The 19,256-nt window shown below is 61.6% G+C and carries 19 protein-coding genes; 14 read left to right on the plus strand and 5 right to left on the minus strand.

Going from position 1 to position 19,256, the window contains the following annotated elements:
- Positions 1–195 precede the first annotated feature (195 nt).
- Positions 196–1,053, minus strand: a complete 858-nt coding sequence (locus tag PU724_RS00505; RefSeq protein ID WP_354419111.1) for a patatin-like phospholipase family protein — start codon at positions 1,051–1,053, stop codon at positions 196–198.
- A gap of 219 nt (positions 1,054–1,272) precedes the next feature.
- Here PU724_RS00505 and PU724_RS00510 point away from each other — a divergent pair, with 219 nt between their 5' ends.
- The 6 genes from PU724_RS00510 to PU724_RS00535 all read left to right on the plus strand — a co-directional run bounded on the left by PU724_RS00510 (position 1,273) and on the right by PU724_RS00535 (position 5,569).
- Positions 1,273–1,548, plus strand: coding sequence for a hypothetical protein (locus tag PU724_RS00510; protein WP_127283465.1), 276 nt, complete (start codon positions 1,273–1,275; stop codon positions 1,546–1,548).
- Positions 1,549–1,737: 189 nt separating this feature from the next.
- Positions 1,738–2,013 (plus strand): hypothetical protein, encoded by a 276-nt coding sequence (locus tag PU724_RS00515; RefSeq protein WP_354419113.1) that lies wholly within the window; start codon positions 1,738–1,740, stop codon positions 2,011–2,013.
- Positions 2,014–2,163: 150 nt separating this feature from the next.
- Positions 2,164–3,078: a LysR family transcriptional regulator gene (locus PU724_RS00520; RefSeq protein ID WP_127392672.1), complete on the plus strand. Its 915-nt coding sequence runs from the start codon at positions 2,164–2,166 to the stop codon at positions 3,076–3,078.
- A gap of 192 nt (positions 3,079–3,270) precedes the next feature.
- Entirely contained in the window at positions 3,271–3,771 is a 501-nt protein-coding gene (locus PU724_RS00525; RefSeq protein WP_127283467.1) for a cupin domain-containing protein, read from the plus strand.
- An 89-nt stretch (positions 3,772–3,860) separates the two neighbouring features.
- Positions 3,861–5,063 (plus strand): MFS transporter, encoded by a 1,203-nt coding sequence (locus PU724_RS00530; RefSeq protein ID WP_354420144.1) that lies wholly within the window; start codon positions 3,861–3,863, stop codon positions 5,061–5,063.
- Between the two features lie 41 nt (positions 5,064–5,104).
- A complete protein-coding gene (locus PU724_RS00535) occupies positions 5,105–5,569 on the plus strand; it encodes a DUF302 domain-containing protein (protein ID WP_354419114.1) in 465 nt (154 codons plus the stop codon).
- Positions 5,570–5,624: 55 nt separating this feature from the next.
- On the opposite strand, the gene PU724_RS00540 is transcribed toward PU724_RS00535, so the two are convergent.
- Positions 5,625–6,536, minus strand: a complete 912-nt coding sequence (locus PU724_RS00540; protein WP_354419116.1) for a LysR family transcriptional regulator — start codon at positions 6,534–6,536, stop codon at positions 5,625–5,627.
- 270 nt (positions 6,537–6,806) lie between these two features.
- Here PU724_RS00540 and PU724_RS00545 point away from each other — a divergent pair, with 270 nt between their 5' ends.
- The 4 genes from PU724_RS00545 (at position 6,807) to PU724_RS00560 (ending at position 11,077) form a co-directional block, all read left to right on the plus strand.
- Positions 6,807–7,589 (plus strand): 3-hydroxybutyrate dehydrogenase, encoded by a 783-nt coding sequence (locus tag PU724_RS00545; RefSeq protein ID WP_127309262.1) that lies wholly within the window; start codon positions 6,807–6,809, stop codon positions 7,587–7,589.
- A gap of 22 nt (positions 7,590–7,611) precedes the next feature.
- Positions 7,612–8,763, plus strand: a complete 1,152-nt coding sequence (locus tag PU724_RS00550; protein WP_354419117.1) for a patatin-like phospholipase family protein — start codon at positions 7,612–7,614, stop codon at positions 8,761–8,763.
- A gap of 33 nt (positions 8,764–8,796) precedes the next feature.
- Positions 8,797–10,191 (plus strand): NAD(P)/FAD-dependent oxidoreductase, encoded by a 1,395-nt coding sequence (locus tag PU724_RS00555; RefSeq protein ID WP_354419118.1) that lies wholly within the window; start codon positions 8,797–8,799, stop codon positions 10,189–10,191.
- A 181-nt stretch (positions 10,192–10,372) separates the two neighbouring features.
- On the plus strand, positions 10,373–11,077 hold the full coding sequence (locus PU724_RS00560; protein WP_354419120.1) for a peroxiredoxin-like family protein: 705 nt from the start codon (positions 10,373–10,375) through the stop codon (positions 11,075–11,077).
- On the opposite strand, the gene PU724_RS00565 is transcribed toward PU724_RS00560, so the two are convergent.
- From PU724_RS00565 to PU724_RS00575, 3 genes are all read right to left on the minus strand, one after another.
- Positions 11,061–11,966: a LysR family transcriptional regulator gene (locus PU724_RS00565; RefSeq protein WP_127309265.1), complete on the minus strand. Its 906-nt coding sequence runs from the start codon at positions 11,964–11,966 to the stop codon at positions 11,061–11,063. The genes PU724_RS00560 and PU724_RS00565 overlap by 17 nt on opposite strands.
- A 138-nt stretch (positions 11,967–12,104) precedes the next feature.
- Positions 12,105–13,877, minus strand: a complete 1,773-nt coding sequence (locus tag PU724_RS00570) for an adenylate/guanylate cyclase domain-containing protein (RefSeq protein WP_127309266.1) — start codon at positions 13,875–13,877, stop codon at positions 12,105–12,107.
- A gap of 548 nt (positions 13,878–14,425) precedes the next feature.
- Entirely contained in the window at positions 14,426–15,112 is a 687-nt protein-coding gene (locus PU724_RS00575) for a GntR family transcriptional regulator (protein ID WP_292099775.1), read from the minus strand.
- A gap of 135 nt (positions 15,113–15,247) precedes the next feature.
- Here PU724_RS00575 and PU724_RS00580 point away from each other — a divergent pair, with 135 nt between their 5' ends.
- From PU724_RS00580 to PU724_RS00595, 4 genes are all read left to right on the plus strand, one after another.
- The gene (locus PU724_RS00580) at positions 15,248–16,369 is read left to right on the plus strand and encodes a cupin domain-containing protein (RefSeq protein WP_128346171.1); all 1,122 of its coding nucleotides are present in this window, start codon (positions 15,248–15,250) and stop codon (positions 16,367–16,369) included.
- A gap of 10 nt (positions 16,370–16,379) precedes the next feature.
- Positions 16,380–17,300 (plus strand): fumarylacetoacetate hydrolase family protein, encoded by a 921-nt coding sequence (locus tag PU724_RS00585; RefSeq protein WP_292167539.1) that lies wholly within the window; start codon positions 16,380–16,382, stop codon positions 17,298–17,300.
- 119 nt (positions 17,301–17,419) lie between these two features.
- Positions 17,420–18,451, plus strand: a complete 1,032-nt coding sequence (locus PU724_RS00590; RefSeq protein WP_292167536.1) for a carbon-nitrogen hydrolase family protein — start codon at positions 17,420–17,422, stop codon at positions 18,449–18,451.
- A 44-nt stretch (positions 18,452–18,495) separates the two neighbouring features.
- Positions 18,496–19,248, plus strand: a complete 753-nt coding sequence (locus PU724_RS00595) for a maleate cis-trans isomerase family protein (RefSeq protein WP_127283480.1) — start codon at positions 18,496–18,498, stop codon at positions 19,246–19,248.
- Positions 19,249–19,256: the final 8 nt, after the last annotated feature.

Raw genomic sequence — 19,256 nt, forward strand, 5'->3', positions numbered from 1 at the left:
GCCTCGAGGCCCGTCTGCAGATCAGTCTGTCCGATCGTGACGCCGAGCTGAAATGCTGTCTCGGCATGGATTTGATACGCACTCCCTATGTCCCGGAAGGCGGCGCGAAAAAGCCCTCCGGCGGGGGCACCGGAGGGCTTGGCACCTGCGTTCGGAGTATGCGATGCAGGCGCGGCTAGGCGGGGAGCGAGGCGCCTAGATGTATCGTCTCTCGCAGGCTGCGACCGGGCTTTCATCAGCGCGCAGAGGATCAGCGGCAAGCCAGGCTGCTGCACGCTGCCGCCCCCTGTCGCGCATGTCGGTCAGTTCGCCCCAGTCGGTCCAGGGCCGTAACAGCAGCGGAGCTCCGGCACGGTATCGACTGTCGAATATGGTGTGAACCGGCGCGCATTTCGTCAGGCAATGACCCACTGCGGTGCTGCGATCCGGACACGGCGTGGTGAAGACGGAAGGCTTGCCGGCGATAATCAGGCGATGGCGACCTTCAGCTGATACGAGGCGCGGCGACTGGAAGACGTCGCCCTCACCCCAATAGGCATCGCCGTCGATCTCGACAGGCGGCGAAAGGAAGGAGATCGTGGCTGCCGCGACGATCGCATCGATCGACAACTGGTCGCCTGTGAATATCTTTACCGCATCCGTGCGCGCGTTGACGGCTAACACGCCCAGTTTCACCGGGCATTCCTCATCACGGATTTGCTTGAGATCAATTGACTGTTCCAGGATAGATCGAAGCAGGCTGGCTCTGTCATCGGCAAAGACCGAAGCGTGGCTGATGCGCCGCCAGAAATTGGCCAGTGCCGTCCGCGCGCCGCGCCTGCCGCCAACGCTCAGGCCGTAGGCAAAGACGGCTGCCTCCATCGCTGCGAAGCCCGACGCTGTGACGCCGTTGACGCGGCAGTTCGTTTCGTCCAGCAGGCGATCGAGCACGCCCCAGACGAACGCGCCATGGGCATCGTTTGCTAGCACGATGTCGATCGTCCGTTCCTCCAAGCCAAGATCCACCGCTGAAATGGCGGCCTGGTCCGGTCTAATCGGGGACTGGGCAAGCATGGTTTCGTCTCCATCCCAAGATCGTCAACAAGGCGACTGGAGTGAGACTGCCGCATCTTCTTGATCAGCCGAAATGCCAAGGTGGCATGAAGTCCATAGGCAGATTGCATTGGCTGCCGGTCTTCGCGCGCCGCACTCTTCATCCCGATCAGACGAGGCGACGCGCGTTACCAGCCCTGGCGCTGTTGCCAGAGCCGCCGCCTGGAAAGGAGATCAATGATGAGAAGACAACTTGCCTGTCTGGCAGCGTTTGCAATTGGCGTTGGTGCGTACCCTGCGTCCGCCAACCCGTTCAGTGACTTCGCTGCATTTCCGAGCTTCTATACGGACGCCACGATGAAGACGATGAAACCGATGGCTGGGTTCAAGAACGCCTGGTTTGCTCTGTCGAAGCATGATCGCGTCAAGATGACAAAGGCATGCAACGACCCGGCGATGAGTAAGCCCCACGCCCAGTTCTGCGCCAAAGTCCTCGCTCTGGGCGGAGCTGACTAGCAGTGCGATCGTAGGCATCTACGAGATGCACGCCCGGCATAACCTCGATACGCAGATGGCATTGGCAGCTTGCCGGCTGATTGTCGCAAAATCAAAGCCAGCAACGAGAAACCCAGAAATTCTCAATTGCTGTCAATCAATCAAACGGTTGTCGATAGGACGACTACCCGACCAGAAAAGGACTTGAAAATGAATCTAAAAGCTGTCTGCCTTGGCGCTTTTGCCCTTTCCGTTCTTGGCGGCGTTGCCTTCGCCGGCGCCCTCGACGAGCCTTCCAACATGCAGCCCTTCTTCACCGATTCCGGCATGAAGACGATGAAGTCGAGCGCCGATTTCGAGACGGCGTGGAAGGCCACGCCGAAATCGACGCAGAACGCAATGATGAAGGAATGCAACGACGCCGCCATGAGCAAGCCGCATGCGCAGTTCTGCGCCCAACTCTTTGCCCTGGGCCATCACAGCTGACGCTACACGACCAGATGGCGGGCCTTGGCCCGTCATCGTCGCATGACGAAACGCTATCGACTTTATAGCCCCCGCGCATTGGCGTGATCCCCTTCCTTGCGGCAGTCTTCGAGCTGGAAATGCACCTGTGCTGCCTGAGGGACGATACTTATGGACATCCATCACATCCGCTACTTCCTGGCCGTCTGCGAGACCCGAAATTTCACGCGCGCGGGCGAAAGGTGCAACGTCACCCAGCCTGCGCTGTCACGTGCGATCCAGCAGCTCGAGGAAGAGGTCGGTGGCCTGCTGTTTCGCCGCGAGCGAAACCTGACCCACCTCACCGATCTGGGCGCGCTGCTGCGCCCCCGGTTTCAGCAGATCCTTGACGAACTGACCGGAGTGCGGCAGGAGGCCTCGAGATTTTTGTGCCTGGAAAATGCCAACCTCAAGGTTGGCGTCATGTGCACCATAGGGCCGCGCCGCTTCACCGGCCTGCTGGCCGATTTCAACAGGCGCCAGCAAGGCATTCAGCTGCAGCTTGTCGAAGGTGTGCCCGCGTCCCTGTCGCAACTGCTGGAGGCGGGTGAGATCGATGTCGCCATCATGGCGTCCAGCAACAGTTTTCCGGAGAGGTTCGATGTTACGCCGCTCTACCGCGAGCGTTTCGTCCTCGCTTTCCCCAATGGGCATCGGTTGGCCCGCAACGACAATGTCGCCATCTCCGAACTCGACGGCGAAAATTATTTGAGGCGGCTGAACTGCGAGTATCGCGATCATCTCGCCGGTCTGTGCAACGACCGTGGCGTCAAACTCAGGATCTCCTATGCGAGCGAGCGCGAGGACTGGATCCAGAACATGGTTTCCGGGGGGCTTGGCATCTGCTTCATCCCGGAGTTCAGCGCGGTGATCCCAGGCTTGCAGATCCGGCCAGTCATCGATCCCGAGGTCTGGCGGGAAGTCTCTCTGGTGGTCGTGGCGGGGCGCAGGTTCTCGCCGGCGGCCTCTGCCTTCGTCAACAGCGTCAAGGCGCATGGCTGGCCTGAGAGTGCCCTCGCTCAAGCAATCCGTAAGACCGCAGCCTGAAGAAAACTGAAGAAATGGTTGTGGCGCGCCTCAAGTCCTGTCGTGCGCCTTCTTCATGCATCCAGGACAGCCAACGATAGTTTTCAGGTATCGAATTAAGAGCCAGTCAGCATTTCTCTTTCATCGAGGCTCCCGTCACTCTCCTCTCATGCCCCGCTTCCGCGATTGGGCACCGACAAAGGAGAAATCGACATGGCTTCCAAGACTATTGCATTGCAGGTGCCGCTGAAGCTGGCGCTGACACTCGGACTTCTCACCGCCACCGCCGCGTTTTCGGTGGCCCCGGTTTTCGCCGGCGACTGTCCTGCCGGCCAGGCCGCGACGACCGACATCCAGGAACATCCCAGCAAGCCGGTGGGTGTGACCGACACGGTCCTTTCCGCAATCGATCTGAGCAGCAAGGGCGAGGCCTGGAAAGGCAACATGCTGCGCCTTCGCAAGCTCGTCGTTCAGCCCGGCGGCGTCGTGCCTTGGCACGAGCACAATGTCCGCCCGGCCAACATCCTGATCGTCGAGGGTTCGATCACCGAATATCGCAGCACCTGCAAGGTCGGCATCGAACATCCGGCCGGCGACGTGACCGCCGAGTTCGGTCAGCTTGCCCACTGGTGGAAGAACAATGGCAAGGTTCCGGCCGTCCTATATTCCGCCGACGTCCTGCCGCCCGCGATGCACGAAGACCACATGATGTGAGCCGTTCGTCGCGGCCAAGCTATCCCGACATCAGAAACCAAGAGCCCGTCCTCTGGCGATCGCCCGGGGACGGGGCAACGGAGCCTGTCATGACGACGAGTGAACATACCGAACCAACGCGGCTTCGCTCAGTGGCCGCAGACGGCTGGCGCTTCGGCCTGATCGCCTTGATTGCGTTCCTGACGCTCGTTGATCTGTTTGCCACCCAGGCCATCCTGCCTTCGCTGGTGGTGAAATTCGGCGTCAGCCGCGCCACCATGGGCTTCGCCGTCAACGCCAGCACGTTCGGCATGGCGGTGGCGGGCATCGCCATCGCGCTCTTCGGACGCGGCATTGATCGCCGCAACGGCATCTGGATCAGCCTGGTCATCCTGGCGATACCGACAACGCTGCTTTCGCAGACCGACAGCATCGTCGTTTTTGCCTTGCTGCGCATAGCGCAAGGCCTCTGCATGTCGACCGCCTTTACGTTGACGATGGCTTACCTGGCAGAGCATTTTTCCGCCCGACAGACGACCAGCGCGCTCGCGGCCTATGTGACCGGCAATGTCGCCAGCAACTTCTTCGGCCGGCTCATGTCGGCTGCCGTGGCCGACACATTCGGCATCTCTTCAAACTTCCTGACTTTCGCCGCCCTCAATCTGTTCGGCGCCGCTCTTGTCTGGTTCACGCTGCAGAAGACCTCGGCCATGATGCGTGGGGACGGGACTGGCGGGACTGCCCGCGGGGACTGGAAAGCACCATTGCAAAACGTCGAGCTGCGCGCCTGTTTCGCGATCGGCTTCCTGATCCTCTTCGTCTTTATCGGCACGTTCACCTACGTGAACTTCCAGCTCGTAGCAGTGCCCCTGTCTTTGACCCCGATGGCCCTCGGCGTGGTCTACTTCGTCTTCCTGCCCTCAATGTTGACCACTCCGCTCGCCGGGCGCGTGGCCTCGCGTCTCGGGCCGAGGGCGGGGGTCGGACTGACGCTCGGGCTGGCGATCGCCGGTTTGCTTCTGCTGCTCGCTCCGAGCCTTCCCGTCGTCCTCGCCGGAATGGCGCTGGTTGCTATCGGCACCTTCCTTGCGCAGGCGATAGCGACTGGACATGTCAGCCGGATCGCGTCGCGCGATCGCGCCGCCGCGAGCGGCATCTATCTCGCGTCCTACTACGGCGGCGGCCTCGCCGGCAGCTTCGTCATCGGACAAGTCTACGACCGCATTGGGTGGACCGCCTGCGTGGCCGTGCTTGTCGCCGTTCTCGCCAGCGCGATTGCGATCGCGCGTGTGCTGCAAACACCGAAGGCCTGAGCATCAACCTGAAAAACTGTTATCCAACCAAGGAGACTGACATGATCAACCAACTGAAAACTCTGCTCGCAGGCGCCGCTCTGCTGATCGCCGTTGCCCTCCCGGCAGCCGCATCGGACGGCGTCGTCACCGTAAAGAGCGACTTTTCCGTCGCCGAGACCGTCGCCCGCATCAAGAAGGACGTGCTCAAGAAAGGCATCAAGTTCTTCGGCGTCATCGACCAGGCACGGCTTGGCAACAATGCCGGCAACGATGTCAGGCCTTCGCGGCTCGTCATGTTCGGCAATCCGGCCCTCGGCACGACGTTCATCACCTCAAATCCCGAGGCCGGCCTGGACTGGCCGGTGCGCGTGCTGGTCTACCAGACGCCCGACGGGCAAGTTTACGCTGCCTACAGCGACTTCGACTGGATTGCCAAGCGCCACGGCATCACTGACCGGCAGGCGCAGTTCAAGATGGCCACCGAGGTGATCCAGTCCGTGACCTCGACCGTCAAAAAGAACTGAGTGCCGAGATCCAGTGGCTGGGCATGTGAAGCACGCTGGCTGGCGCCGGCGGCCCCTACTCGGCGGCGGACAATGCTTTCACCCGCTCGCCGAACCACTTCTTCTGCGTGGCCTCGCGCACCAATGCGCCGACCGCGGGCGAATGCCTGCGGCCGCGCACCGTGACGAGATTGACCTCCCGCCAGAATTCCGGTTCGGTGATCGGCAGGGGCACCACGCCAGGATGCTTGGCGGTATGCTCGGGCATGAAGCCGAACCCAAGCCCGGCAGCGATCATCGCCAATGTCCAGTCGTCACGGTCACTCCAGTAAACCGGACTGACCGTGACGCCCTGCTCCGCAAGGATGGCATCCGCGTAGCCCGCGAACTCGCAATTGTTGCGGTGGATGTAGCTTTCGTTGCTCATGTCCTTCACCCGCACAACGCGCTGGTTGGCAAGGCGATGGGCCAGGTGAACGGCCATCACCATCTGCTCTTGGAACAGCGGCAGGGAGTGCACTTCCTCGTCGGGAACGTCTGAAGGCAACGCATAGATGGCGGCCTCGAGTTCACCCTCGAGCAGCCTTCTCCTGAGGCTCACCGCGTCCGCATCGCTAAGATGCAACTCGACGCCGGGGTGGTGCGCGCGCACGCCCGCGATGAGCTCGATGATCTCGTCCGGAGCGATCGTGCTCATGATGCCAACCTTGAGCGGCATCTTCTTCAGGGTCACGTACTGTTCGGCAATCTGCTTTGCCTGGCGAGAGTTCTCGAAGACGCCCTCGAGATAGGTCTCGACCATGCGGCCGAGTTCGGTGAGGTGAGTGAAGCGGCGCTCACGGTGGAAGAGCGGCCCGCCGAATTCATCCTCGAGAAGCTTGATTGCGCGCGACAGCGCGGGCTGCGTGACATTGCACTGCTCGGCCGCCCTGGTGAAATTCAGCTCCTTGGCGACGGCCAAGAAGTATCGGACCTGGCTGATCTCCACTGCACGCTTCCCCTCGGGGGCGGTTCCGGATGCCCCGGCGTTGCCGAGCAATATTACTAGTTGCCGTAACGTCAAACAACCCGGCCTGCGGATCTGCACCGCGAGGCGCGCCGGTCAGACTGTCGGCTATCGAATCCATGTCTCAACGGCATTTCCGCGGTTTCAGGCGGCTCGCCATACTGGTCCGCAGATCCAGAGCCGAGCGCTGCAGCTCGGCGCCAAGCAGCCGCCGGCCCATTTGCCTGCGGTTCCAGACACAGGGAAACAACGATGCTCAGTGGCAAGACAGCGCTCATCACCGGTTCGACAAGCGGCATCGGGCAAGGCATAGCCGAAGCCTTCGCCGCCAAGGGCTGCAACATCGTCCTGAATGGTTTTGGCGATGCCGTCGAAATCGAACGCCTGCGGGCGAAGCTCGCCGGCGATCACGGGGTCACCGTCCGCTACGACAACGCCGACATGAGCAAAGGCGTTGCGATCACGGCGATGATGGACAAGGCCATCGATGAATTCGGCGCAGTCGACATACTGGTCAACAACGCCGGCATTCAGCATGTCGCGCCGATCGATGACTTCCCGATCGAGAAATGGGAGGCGGTCGTCGCGATCGATCTTATGTCTTCGTTCTATACGATCCGGCGCGCGTTGCAGGCGATGAAGGCACGCAAATGGGGTCGCATCATCAACGTGGCTTCAGCACACGCACTCGTCGCATCGCCCTATAAGTCCGCCTATGTCGCAGCCAAGCACGGGGTCGCCGGCTTGACCAAGACCGTCGCGCTGGAAGTCGCCGAACAGGGCATCACCGTCAATGCCGTCTGCCCCGGCTACGTGCTCACGCCGCTGGTTGAGAAGCAGATCCCAGACACGGCGCGAGCCCGCGGCATCACCGAGCAGCAGGTGATCAAGGATGTGTTGCTGGCGGCGCAACCAACCAAGCAGTTCGTCACCGTCGAGCAGGTTGCTGCGCTCTGTCTGTTCCTGGCGTCGGACGAGGCGGCGTCGATCACCGGTGCCGTGATGCCGATCGAAGGCGGTTGGACCGCTCACTAGACCTGCACGAGGACCGAAGGCCATGAACAAGATCACGCGAAACCTGTCTATCCCGGAAGCAGAACCGACGGTCAGCCACCAGGCCGAAGTCAGGCGTCAGACAGTCCTCGTCCTTCAAGGCGGTGGCGCTCTCGGTGCCTATCAGGCCGGTGTCTACCAGGCGCTGGTCGAAGGCGGCATCGAACCGGATTGGGTCATAGGCACCTCCATCGGCGCCATCAACGCCGCGCTGATTGCAGGAAACGAGCCCGGCGATCGCCTGCCCAGACTTCAGGAGTTCTGGGACGGCGTCAGCCGGAGCAGTCCGCTCGACGAGTTTTTCCGGATGATGATTCCAAGCAACATCTTCGCCAACATGGGCACGGTGATGCGCGGCATCCCTGGCTTTTTCGAACCGAACCCAAGCGCGATGTTTGGAGTGAACCGCGAGGTCGGTGTCGAGAACGCATCCTACTACACGACAGATCCGCTCAAAAGGACGCTGAACAATCTGATCGACTTCGACTACCTCAACGGTCGCCACACGCGACTGACGGTCGGCGCGGTCAACGTCAACACTAGCGAGCTCAAATACTTCGACACGCGCGAGATGATCCTGTCGCCGGCGCATATCATGGCGTCGGGCGCTCTACCGCCAGCGTTTCCGGCGGTCTGCATCGACGGCGAGCCTTACTGGGACGGCGGCATCTATTCGAACACGCCGATCGAGGTCGTGCTGGACGAGCGTCCGCGGCGCGATGCGCTGATCTTTGCCGTCAATATGTGGCAGCCCCGCGCCACCGAGCCGAAATCGATCTGGCAGGTCATGGGGCGGCAGAAGGATCTTCAATACGCCAGCCGCGGCAAGAGCCATGTCGCCCGCCAGGAGCAACTGCATCGTTTGCGCCACGTCGTGCGCGAAATGGGAAAGCTCGTGCCCGAGGAGCGTCGCGAGGATCCGATGTTCAAGGAACTCGCGTCTTACGGCTGTCCGTCGGTCATGCATCTCGTCCGGCTGCTTTCGCCGCGCCTCGACGGCGAGGACCACACCAAGGACATCGACTTCACCCGCTCGGGCATCCGCACCCGCTGGCAGGCGGGATACGGACATGGGCAGCGCGTCCTAGCGGACAAGCCCTGGGAGTGCGAGGTCGACATGCTTCAGGGCATCGTGATCCACGAATCCCAAGAGTGATGCGCCGCGCCAAAGAAGGGATGGAGACCACCGATGCAGATCATCACTCCAGGTATGCGGCTCATTCCTGAAGCCGTTCTGGCCAACAATGCCGCGCTGTTCCGCACCATCCCTGAGACTCCCTCGCACGCGGACAAGTCACTGCACCGCGTGGTCATTGTCGGCGGCGGCGCCGGCGGCCTGGAACTGGCGACGCGCCTCGGCCGCAAGTTCGGCAACCGGCGGCTTTCGGTCACGCTTGTCGATCGAAACCGCACCCATATCTGGAAACCGCTATTGCATGAGGTGGCGTCCGGCGCCTTGAGCGCGTCGCACGACGCCGTCGAATATATCGCCCATGCCAGCCGACACGGCTACCGGTACCGCATCGGCGAGGTCGTCGGCGTTGACCGTGCAAAGCGCCAGGTCTTTGTTGCGCCCAGCTTCGACGATGACGGCCGGCAGGTCATACCGCCACGCGTTCTTGGCTACGACACGCTGGTCATGGCAGTCGGCAGCGTCAGCAACGATTTCGGCACGCCGGGCGCCGCGCGCCACGCCATTTCGCTCGACACCGCGGAGCAGGCCGCCCGGTTCAACAGGCGCATGATCGATGCATGCCTTCGTGCCAACGCGCAATACGAGCAGCTGTCGCCCGGTCAGCTCCATTGCGTCATCGTCGGCGCTGGCGCAACCGGCGTTGAACTGGCCGCGGAGCTGCACAAGTCGATGCGTGAAATTGCATCGCACAATCTCGACAACATCGACTTCGAAAGGCTGATCCGCATCACCATCGTCGAAGCCGGGTCGAGGATTCTCCCGGCGCTGCCTGAGCAGATGGCGCGCGCGACGGCACGCTTGCTGATCAAACTTGGCGTGCAGATGCGTTGCGGCATCAAGGTCACCGAAGTGACCGAAGACGGTATCCGGCTAGGCGAAAAGCTGTTTGTGCCGGCCGAATTGGTGGTATGGGCGGCCGGCATCAAGGCGCCGGATTTCCTGAGGGATCTCGATGGCCTCGAAACCGACCGCATCAACCGGCTGGTCGTCGACGAAACCCTGCGGGCGGTTGGAGACGAGCATGTATTCGCGATCGGCGACTGTGCGAACTGCATGCTGCCGGGCGAAGACAACGCCTTGCCGCCGCGAGCCCAGACGGCCCATCAGCAGGCAGACCACATGGTGAAGGTGATCGCAACTCGTCTCGCAGGGCGTGCCGCGCCGCCGTATCGCTACCGCGACTATGGTTCCGTGGTCTCGTTGGCCGACTACGGCGCGTTTGGCAGCCTGATCGGAGGGCTGAAGATCGAAGGTCTCGTTGCAAGGCTTGTCTATCGCTCGCTATACAAGATGCATCTCAAGGCGGTGCACGGACTGGCGAAGACCATGCTGGCTGCGATAGGCGAGATCATCGTCAGGCGGGCAAGACCGCGGATCAAGCTTCACTGATGCATGTCGCCCAAAGTGTGCCGGCGGATCGGATCGTCGGGGGATACCTGGTTGGGAGGCGAATGGAACAGGAACCTGGCATGCGACGATGCACGGGGGGCATCGAAACCATGCAGGAAAAACATGGCAATGGCCGAGGGGCTCCGGTGGTAGGCTGTGCAGGACGCGTGAAAGTGCAGACATGACCGCCGACGACCAGGCAATGACATTCGAGCAGTCCGTCCAGGCAGCCATCGAACTTGATGCGCCTCTCAACGAACGGCTGGCTGTGGTTGCCGCGGCGGTTCGCCGTCTGAACTCGGAGTTCGCGGACACTGTAGAGCGACTGGTCGATCGCCTTGAGAAACAAGGGGCCGGGACCATGGCGCCGGCTCCGGGCGATGCCATGCCCGGTTTCCTGTTGCCTGATGACGATGGCAAGCTCGTCAGCCTGTCGGAAATCCTCTCCAGGGGCCCAGCCGTCATCACCTTCCAGCGTGGGCACTGGTGCCCCTACTGCCGCTTGAACGCCATCGGCATCGTCGAGGTGCAGCGCGAGATCGCTGAGCTTGGTGGACAGGTGGTCGTGATAATGCCCGAGCGGCGCAAATTCGCCAAAGCCATGAAGGCCGCGGTTGGCGCGCAGTTTCCGTTTCTGGTCGACATGGATAACGGCTACGCATTGTCCCTCAACCTTGCGATCTGGGTCGGTGCAGAGATGGAGCGGCTGATGGGCCTGGGGCTCGATCTGCCCAAGTACCAGGGCAACAGCAGCTGGTTTCTGCCGATCCCAGCCACCTTCATCGTCGGGACGAACGGCATCATCGCGGATCGCTTCGTCGATCCGGACTACCGCCGGCGCATGGACGTTGACGAGATGATCGCGGCGCTCAGGCGGGCTCGCTGACGCCGAATGTCGACCAATCTGCTGACCTCAGGAGGTTGAGCAGCGTTGTCGCGACAGGCGAGCGCTGCCTGCCGGCAACCGCATAAACGGAAACGATCCGCGAGACGTCCAGATCGCGAAGCTTGAGCCGCCGGGTGTTCGAGGATCGCGGCGCCGTAAGCGAGACAAAGCCGACCCCGGCATTGGCCTCGAGCAGCGCGAGTAGGTCCTGGTCGGTTTCTACTTCATGCGCGGTTCGAGGCGAGTAGCCTTTTGCGGAAAGGCAGCGCGACAGCTCCTCGCTCGTCTCCCAATCGATCCGGCTGAGCACAGGCTCTGCCGCAAGCTGGGCCAGCGAGACATCGGCCTCATTGCGCCGGGCCAGCGGATGATCGGAATTTACGGCGAGCTCAATCTCCTCCTGAAACAGCGGCCACACGTCCAGGCGATCCCAGGCCTGTCCCAGCGGCCCGGCAATCGCCAGTTCGGCATCACCACTTTTCAGCGCGTCGATGACGGCAGCCGGCGAACCACGGTTGATCTTGAGGTGAACGCCGGGATAGGCCCGGAAAAGCTCCGTAAACGGCGACACCAGCAGCGCGATATTGACGCTGTTCGAGATCGTGACATTGAGCGGCGCGACGTCGCTGCTTTGCACTGCCTTGGCAAGCGATTTGGCGGAAGTGGCGGCATCATAACACTGCTGCAGCAGCGGCAGCATGCGGCGCCCAAGTTCGGTGAGGTGCGAATGCTGGCGCTCGCGCCGAAGCAGCTCTCCGCCCAGTTCCTCTTCAAGCGTCTTGATGGCGCGCGTAAGCGCCGGCTGCGTGACGTTGCACTCTTCGGCCGCTCTGGTGAAATTCAACGTATTGGACAGGGCCAAAAAATAGCGGACCTGCTGCATCTCCATGAACTTTCGCCCCCTCAGCGAAATGGTTTATCAGCGATGGCGCATATTGCGAGACTAACCCAATTGATCTCATTGAGCAAAGTGGCTCGCGGCGAGGCTGAAGAGCGGCGGCGATTGCGGACGTTGATGCAGAGGAGCTTAGCCCTTTTGCCTGGCGTCATTCTCAGCAGAATCTAAATTCGGTCGTTCGCTTCCTTGCGTCTCAACATTGTAGACGCGAACGTGCCCTTCGAGGCCTTTGAACTGGCGCGTGCCGAGGTCAACGATCGGCATGTTACCAGGCAAATGGCGCGCCACGGAATAATCGATAAGGATTTGTCGATCTTCAGCGGACGAACACAGCCTCGACGCCAAGTTCACGACATTGCCAATTGCGGTGTAGTCAGCGCGGGCCTCATAGCCAATCCGACCCACCGTTGCCCACCCCATAGCGAGACCCATGCCGAAGCCGATCTCATAACCACGCTGCCGCCAATCAGATATGAGCTCTTGTGTGGAATCCTGCATGTCGACAGCCATTCTTACGGCATGAAGCGCCGGCTCTTCACATGGAACCGGGGCGTTGACGAGGATCATCAATCCATCCGCCGAAAAACTGGTCAGCGTTGCTTCATACTTGGTGATTATCGCGCCGAGCGCCTCATAGTACTCGCGCAGAACCTGCATGAGGTTCTCAGGCTCAGCGTGCGATGAAAATGCAGTAAAGCCACGCAAGTCGCTAAAAACAGCGACTACTTCTGCGCGCTGTCCAGCGAGCATTCGCTCGTCACCGGCCTTCTCTACGAGTTCCGCAACCTGTGGTGCAAGGAAGCGCTTCAACCGCGTCAGTCGTTCCGCGCGGTCCCGCGATGTGGCAAGTTCCTGCGCCATTTGGTTGAACCGAGCAGCCAACCGTTCAAGTTCGTCTCCAGTGGAGATGGTGAGCCGGTGATCGAACTGTCCGGCACCGATCTTGAGAGCGCCCTCCTCCAACAGGAGGATAGGCCCGCTCATCCGTCTGGCAAGCCAGTATGCGAGCACCGCCGCAAGGACTGTGGCGAGGAACAACAACCCGCCGGTCCGCCACAATGAAGCGTATAGAGGCGCAAAAGCCTCTGCCTGCGACTGCTCGACAATTACCGTCCAGCCGGCCGCGGTAACCGGCGCGCCAGCAATCACAACGCGTTCATTCTCGGCGTTGCGGCTTGCAATCGCAGTGCCGCCTGCGGCAGCGCTCGCATCCCGCAATTCGCGCAGGGCCAGCGCTGCTTTCTCGTCCGCGCCCTCCATCACTTTGCTGATCGCGGGGTGAGCGATGAGGCGGCCGGCCTGGTCGATGACAAATCCCTGGCCGCTGCGGCCCACGCGGATTTCGGAAACGATGAGCCAGATCGGCTTCAGACTGATTTCGGCGATGACCGAGTTGGCGACGGCTAAATTGTCGTAGCTGGCCATCGCCATGGTTAGGGAGGGTTCGGACCCCGGGCGATAAATGACTGGACCGTACCACACCTTCGCCGTCCTGAGGCCCACGACAGCGGGATCGCCTGAGCGATCCGCCCCGCTTTCTGTCCTGTTTTTGCCAATGCGAGAGATGTGCAGCCGCTCCGCGCCAGTACCGTCGACAATACTGATGCTGAGGATTCCCGGGACCTCGTGCATCGCTCGTACGGCAAGAAGCCGAAGCTGTTTCACGCTGGCCATATTCGATCCTTCCGGGGGGATCGTCGAGCCTAGCGGAAGCTGGATGCCGTCAAGAAAGCTCTCAATTTTGTCGGCCGCCGATGTTGCCTCGGACTGCAGCAGGGCACTGAGGATCGCATGCTGGTCGACATAGCTGAACCACGTGTTGCTGATGCCACCGGCAGCGATCGGAAAAATGGCCGCGGCGAACAAGACGAAGAAATACTTCTGAAATAGCGATCGACGCATGATGCGGCTTTGAGATTGGACGAAGGTCTCCCAAGTGATGCGACCCGACCATAGGTCGCGATAGCTCAGCCCCGGAAAGGTAACCTAAATTATTGCGTCTTGGTATGGGCTGAGCCGTTCCCGCTCATGGTCGCGTCTCGTCCCTTCCATGGGTTTGGATACGGATCGGGGAGAGTCGCAATCTCAGCTTGATGGAGTCCGCTTCAGGACAACGACGAACTTTGCCTGTTAGGCCGAAATTGGACGCGAAGCCGTCGTTAGCCCTGGCGAGTATACTGGATGGGTCAGGCCGCCCTTTCGCACGCCGTTGCCGCCGATCACCGCACCCACCGTCGGAGAGCCTTTCGAAATTAATGGCCTTGCGCTACGTCGTAGTTGGTGGGCCAGCAGCGTCATCGTTTTCTGCATAAAATCAATATGTTAGCGGGTGGTTAGCCAACCCTTTTCCTTCGTATTCTCTCGTATGGCCTGGCGAACCGAAGTATCAAGTGGACACAACCCCACAAGTCTCTCGACCATCTCCTTAGGCAAAAATTGAGTGGCCGAAATCAGACGGTCTGCCTGACCGGCAGAAGCACGCCCTTGCTGGAGCTGATGACTTCCGCCAGGTCCTCGACCGTCCGCAGATAGTGCTGTTCGAGCAGCACGGAGGCCTTGTCCGCATCCCTGTCGAGGGTCGCTTCCGCAAGCGCGCCATGCTCGGCCTGGACATCGCGACCGACCGGTCGGGCAGAGGCCAGCAGAACGGGAATGCGGTAGCGCTCGGTCGCTGCATAGAGCCGTTCGAAGAATTCCAGCGTCCATGGCGAATTGCAACCCGCCAGCAAGGCGCGGTGGAACGCGTGGTGCCGCTTTTCCAGGGTCCAGATATCGGCTTCGGGGCCCGTTCGCGCCGCCTGCACATTCAAGGCGTAGAGCGAGGACACGATGCCCGACGCCCAGGCGTCGTCGCCATTCTTGATTGATGCCTTGAGCGCTTCCGTCTCGATGACGATACGCAGTGACGTGGCGTCGTGGAGCTCGTCGAGCGACAGCGGCGCCACGCGGAAGCCGCGCAGCGATTCGGCCGTCACCAGCCGTTCGGCCTGCAGGCGGTTCAGTGCCTCGCGCAGCGGCGAGAAGCCCATGCCATAGCGCTCGCCCAAGTCGGCAAGACGCAACGGTCGGCCAGGCGGAAGTTCGCCGCGTATGATGTCGTGGCGCAGGGCATCGTAGGCTTTTTGGGCAAGCGTCATTCACATTTCCTCGCCCGTACAGCCTTACCTCATAGAGGAGCTCGTCGGCAATTTCATTTATTTTCGAAAATTTCTGTTGCAATCGAAAATTCTTGGGGTCATGCTAGAGTTACGGGCTACAAGCAGGAGAATGCCATGGCACAGGAGCGCGAAAACCATCGCGAGGATGTCGTCGGCCGGGCGAACGTCGAGGACACGCCGGAATTGCTTGCCTATTACGACGAGCTGGCGCGCCATAAGGCAGGCGCGCTGTGGACCGTCGCCAACAAGATCGAGCCTTGGGAACCGAAGTCGCAGTCGGTGCCGGTGGTCTGGCGCTATCGCGACCTGCGTGCGCATGTCCTTCGCTCGGTTGAACTCGTCACACCGGAAAAGGCCGGACGGCGGGTGGTTTATCTGAACAATCCGGGGCGCTCCGACGTGGCCGCCGCGGTCGGCTGGATCTATGGCGGGCTCCAGGTGATGAACCCCGGCGAGGTTGCCTCGGCGCATCGCCACTCGGCCTCGGCGATCCGATTCATCATCGAGGGCTCGGGCGCCTATACTGTGGTGGACGGGCACAAGATGACGCTCGGCGCGAACGATTTCGTGCTGACGCCGAACGACACCTGGCACGAGCATGGCGTGGAGGCGACCGGCTCGCCCTGCATCTGGCAGGACGGCCTGGACATCCCCTTCGTCAACGCCATGGAAGCCAATTTCTACGAGGTTCACCCGGATCTCAGCCAGGCGGTCGGCTACGCGGTCGACGACATGACCAAGACCTGGGGGAACGCGGGGCTCAGGCCGATGGGCGAGAACTGGACCAAGGGCTACAGCCCGATGTTCAAATACGAATGGGCACCAACCTACGACGCACTGACGAGATACGCGGGCTGCACCGATGGCTCGCCCTTCGACGGCGTGCTGATGGAGTATGTGAACCCGGTGACGAACGGCCCGGTCATGCAGACGCTCGGCGCATCGATGCAGATGCTGCGTCCCGGCGAGCACACAAAGGCGCACCGGCACACGGGCAGCGGCCTCTACCATGTGGCGAAGGGCAGCGGTCATTCGATCATCAACGGCCGCCGCTACGATTGGCAGGAGCACGACATCTTCTGCGTGCCGTCCTGGGCGTGGCACGAGCATGCCAACGGCTCCGATCGCGAGGACGCCTGCCTGTTCTGCCTGTCCGACCTGCCGGTGATGCGGGCGCTCGGGCTCTACCGCGAGCAGGCATTCGGCGACAATGGCGGCCTGCAGCCGCTCCTCTGAAGGAAAGATCATGAAACTTGTGACCTATCGCGCCTCGGTCGAGGCGGCGGCAAGGCTCGGCGTCCTCGTCGACAATTTGGTAGTGGATGTGGAGGCGCTCGCCACGGCGCAAGGCACGACCCTGCCCGATACCATGCTCGGCCTGATCGATGCCGGGCGCGGCGGACTGGAGACGCTTCGCGACTGCCTCGGCAGGGCAGCCGGACGCTTCCCGGCCGGAACCGCTACGGCGGTGGACAATGTAAGGCTGCTGGCGCCCATTCCCCGACCGCGCAAGAACATCTTCGGCATCGGCCTGAACTATGTCGAGCATGTCGCGGAAAGTGCGAAGTCGCTCGACACGTCAAAAGACCTGCCGAAACAGCCTGTCGTCTTCTCGAAGCCGCCGACCACGGTGATCGGGCCTGGGGAAGGCATCGAGCACAACAAGAAGATGACGCAGCAGCTCGATTGGGAGGTGGAACTTGCCGTTATCATCGGCACCACCGCCCGCCGCGTGCGCAAGGAGGACGCACTAGACCACGTCTTCGGCTATTCGGTGATGATCGACGTTTCGGCGCGCGACAACCGGCGCGCCGGTCAATGGATCTTCTCCAAGGGTCAGGACACGTACGCGCCGTTCGGGCCGTGCATCGTGACGGCCGACGAGATTCCCGACCCGCAGGTGCTCGACCTGTCGCTGACGCTCAACGGGGTCGAGAAACAGCGGTCCAACACCCGCCACATGCTGTTCAAGGTCGACCACCTGATCGCCGACATTTCGTCGGCGATCACGCTGGAGCCCGGCGACATCATCGCCAGCGGCACGCCGGAAGGTGTCGGCGCCGGACGCGATCCGCAGGAATGGATGTGGCCGGGCGACGTGGTCGTGGCATGCGTTGAAGGGATCGGCACGCTGCGGCATCCAGTCGTGAACGCGACGCCGGAGTAGACACGTGCCCACGCCGTTCAAGACAGCCGTCGTGCGGTTGGTCCCGGATCTAAGCGATCAGAAGGTCTCTGGCATCCAAGACAGCCTGCCTGGTGGCCGATGAGAGCAGGAGAGTTGCCATGCTGAAGCTACCAAAGTTCGTTGCCGCGGCGGTGCAAGCCGCACCCGTTTTTCTCGATACGCCGGCGACGATCGAGAAGGCCGTCTCCCTGATCCGCGAGGCAAGGGCCAATGGCGCCGATCTCATCGCCTTCCCGGAGGTGTTCATCCCGGCCTATCCGTATTGGAGCTGGATCACCGATCCGGTGACCGGCGGAGCCTGGTTCGACAAACTGGCACGCGCCGCCATTGTCGAGCCCGGTCCGGAAGTCGAAATCCTGCGCAGTGCGGCACGCGAAGCCGGCATCCACGTCGTGATCGGCATCAACGAGCGCAGCGCGAGTTCGATTGGAACTCTCTACAACACCCTGTTGACCATCGGCCCGGATGGAACGCTGCTTGGCAAGCACCGCAAATTGATGCCGACCTGGGCCGAAAAGTTGACCTGGGCGCCTGGCGATGGAGCCGGCCTGAAAGTCCACGACACTGCAATCGGGCCACTCGGCGCGCTTGCTTGCGGCGAGAACACGAACACCCTTGCGCGCTTCACCCTTCTCGCCCAAGGCGAACTGGTTCACGTCGCCAGCTACATTTCGCTGCCTGTTGCGCCGCCCGACTACGACATGGCGGAGGCCATAAAGCTGCGCGCCATGGCCCACTCGTTCGAAGGCAAGGTCTTTACGATCGTTTCCTGTTCGACCGTCTCGGAAGAAATCATAGCCGCAATGGAGGGTGTCGTTCCGGATGCAAGGGCGCGCCTGCAGCGCAAGTCCAGCGCCTTCTCTGGGGTGATCGGCCCGGACGGGCGCGTGGTTGGCGAGCCGCTGATCGACGAAGAAGGAATCGTCTACGCCGAGATTGATCTCGGACGCTGCATCCAGCCGAAGCAGATGCATGACATAGTCGGCCACTACAACCGGTTCGACGTTTTCGACCTGCGGGTAAACCGCCGCAGGCTGGAACCGATTTCCCTGACCGAAAGGGCGCAGACCTTCGACGGCGATGACGCCGGCTTGATCGAACCGGCACAGCCAGGTGCCCATTCGGCATAAGCCGAAGCCTACCAGTTACAGCAGTCAGACGGAGCGGATCCAGCATGGCGAGCACTTTTCGCATCGGGCAGATCGTGCCTTCCTCCAACACCACAATGGAGACGGAAATCCCGGCGATTTTCCGCACGAGGGAAATATTCCTGCCTGAACGTTTCACTTTCCATTCCAGCCGGATGCGGATGAAGAAGGTGGTCAAGGAAGAGCTCGAGGCCATGGATCGTGACAGCGACCGCTGCGCGATCGAGCTTTCCGACGCGCGCGTCGACGTCCTCGGCTATGCCTGTCTGGTCGCGATCATGAGCATGGGCAAGGGTTATCACCGCACCTCGGAAGCGCGGCTGCATATGCGCACAGCGGAGAACGGCGCTCCTGCTCCAGTTGTCACGAGTGCAGGTGCGCTCGTCGATGGCCTCAAGGTGCTTGGGGCGAAGAAGATCTCGATGATATGCCCTTACATGAAGCCGCTTACCCAGCTGGTGGTCGACTACATTGAGCATGAGGGAATAGCGGTGAAGGACTTCGTCGCCCTCGAAATTCCCGACAACCTCGAAGTCGGCAGGCACGATCCGAACAACCTGCTCGATATCTACAAGAGGGTCGACACAACCGGCATCGACGCGTTTGTCGCGTCCGCCTGCGTGCAGATGCCTTCCTTACCGGTGATCGACGAACTCCAGAAGGCGCTGGGCCTTCCCGTCGTCAGTGCCTCTGTCTGTACCAGCTATCAGATGATGTCACGGCTTGGACTGCTCGCCGCGTCACCCGGCGCCGGGGAACTGCTTTCCGGCAGGTATTGACGAGCGCA

The sequence above is a fragment of the Mesorhizobium abyssinicae genome, assembly GCF_049887195.1.
Lineage (GTDB): Bacteria > Pseudomonadota > Alphaproteobacteria > Rhizobiales > Rhizobiaceae > Mesorhizobium > Mesorhizobium abyssinicae.

What these genes read in the sequence shown, in the direction of transcription:
- PU724_RS00570 (WP_127309266.1), bottom strand. Translation starts at nt 13,877, where the DNA reads ATGCGTCGATCGCTATTTCAGAAGTATTTCTTCGTCTTGTTCGCCGCG.
- PU724_RS00510 (WP_127283465.1), top strand. Translation starts at nt 1,273, where the DNA reads ATGAGAAGACAACTTGCCTGTCTGGCAGCGTTTGCAATTGGCGTTGGT.
- PU724_RS00505 (WP_354419111.1), bottom strand. Translation starts at nt 1,053, where the DNA reads ATGCTTGCCCAGTCCCCGATTAGACCGGACCAGGCCGCCATTTCAGCG.
- PU724_RS00585 (WP_292167539.1), top strand. Translation starts at nt 16,380, where the DNA reads ATGAAACTTGTGACCTATCGCGCCTCGGTCGAGGCGGCGGCAAGGCTC.
- PU724_RS00590 (WP_292167536.1), top strand. Translation starts at nt 17,420, where the DNA reads ATGCTGAAGCTACCAAAGTTCGTTGCCGCGGCGGTGCAAGCCGCACCC.
- PU724_RS00530 (WP_354420144.1), top strand. Translation starts at nt 3,861, where the DNA reads ATGACGACGAGTGAACATACCGAACCAACGCGGCTTCGCTCAGTGGCC.
- PU724_RS00515 (WP_354419113.1), top strand. Translation starts at nt 1,738, where the DNA reads ATGAATCTAAAAGCTGTCTGCCTTGGCGCTTTTGCCCTTTCCGTTCTT.
- PU724_RS00580 (WP_128346171.1), top strand. Translation starts at nt 15,248, where the DNA reads ATGGCACAGGAGCGCGAAAACCATCGCGAGGATGTCGTCGGCCGGGCG.
- PU724_RS00560 (WP_354419120.1), top strand. Translation starts at nt 10,373, where the DNA reads ATGACCGCCGACGACCAGGCAATGACATTCGAGCAGTCCGTCCAGGCA.
- PU724_RS00535 (WP_354419114.1), top strand. Translation starts at nt 5,105, where the DNA reads ATGATCAACCAACTGAAAACTCTGCTCGCAGGCGCCGCTCTGCTGATC.
- PU724_RS00545 (WP_127309262.1), top strand. Translation starts at nt 6,807, where the DNA reads ATGCTCAGTGGCAAGACAGCGCTCATCACCGGTTCGACAAGCGGCATC.
- PU724_RS00550 (WP_354419117.1), top strand. Translation starts at nt 7,612, where the DNA reads ATGAACAAGATCACGCGAAACCTGTCTATCCCGGAAGCAGAACCGACG.
- PU724_RS00565 (WP_127309265.1), bottom strand. Translation starts at nt 11,966, where the DNA reads ATGGAGATGCAGCAGGTCCGCTATTTTTTGGCCCTGTCCAATACGTTG.
- PU724_RS00525 (WP_127283467.1), top strand. Translation starts at nt 3,271, where the DNA reads ATGGCTTCCAAGACTATTGCATTGCAGGTGCCGCTGAAGCTGGCGCTG.
- PU724_RS00520 (WP_127392672.1), top strand. Translation starts at nt 2,164, where the DNA reads ATGGACATCCATCACATCCGCTACTTCCTGGCCGTCTGCGAGACCCGA.
- PU724_RS00575 (WP_292099775.1), bottom strand. Translation starts at nt 15,112, where the DNA reads ATGACGCTTGCCCAAAAAGCCTACGATGCCCTGCGCCACGACATCATA.
- PU724_RS00555 (WP_354419118.1), top strand. Translation starts at nt 8,797, where the DNA reads ATGCAGATCATCACTCCAGGTATGCGGCTCATTCCTGAAGCCGTTCTG.
- PU724_RS00595 (WP_127283480.1), top strand. Translation starts at nt 18,496, where the DNA reads ATGGCGAGCACTTTTCGCATCGGGCAGATCGTGCCTTCCTCCAACACC.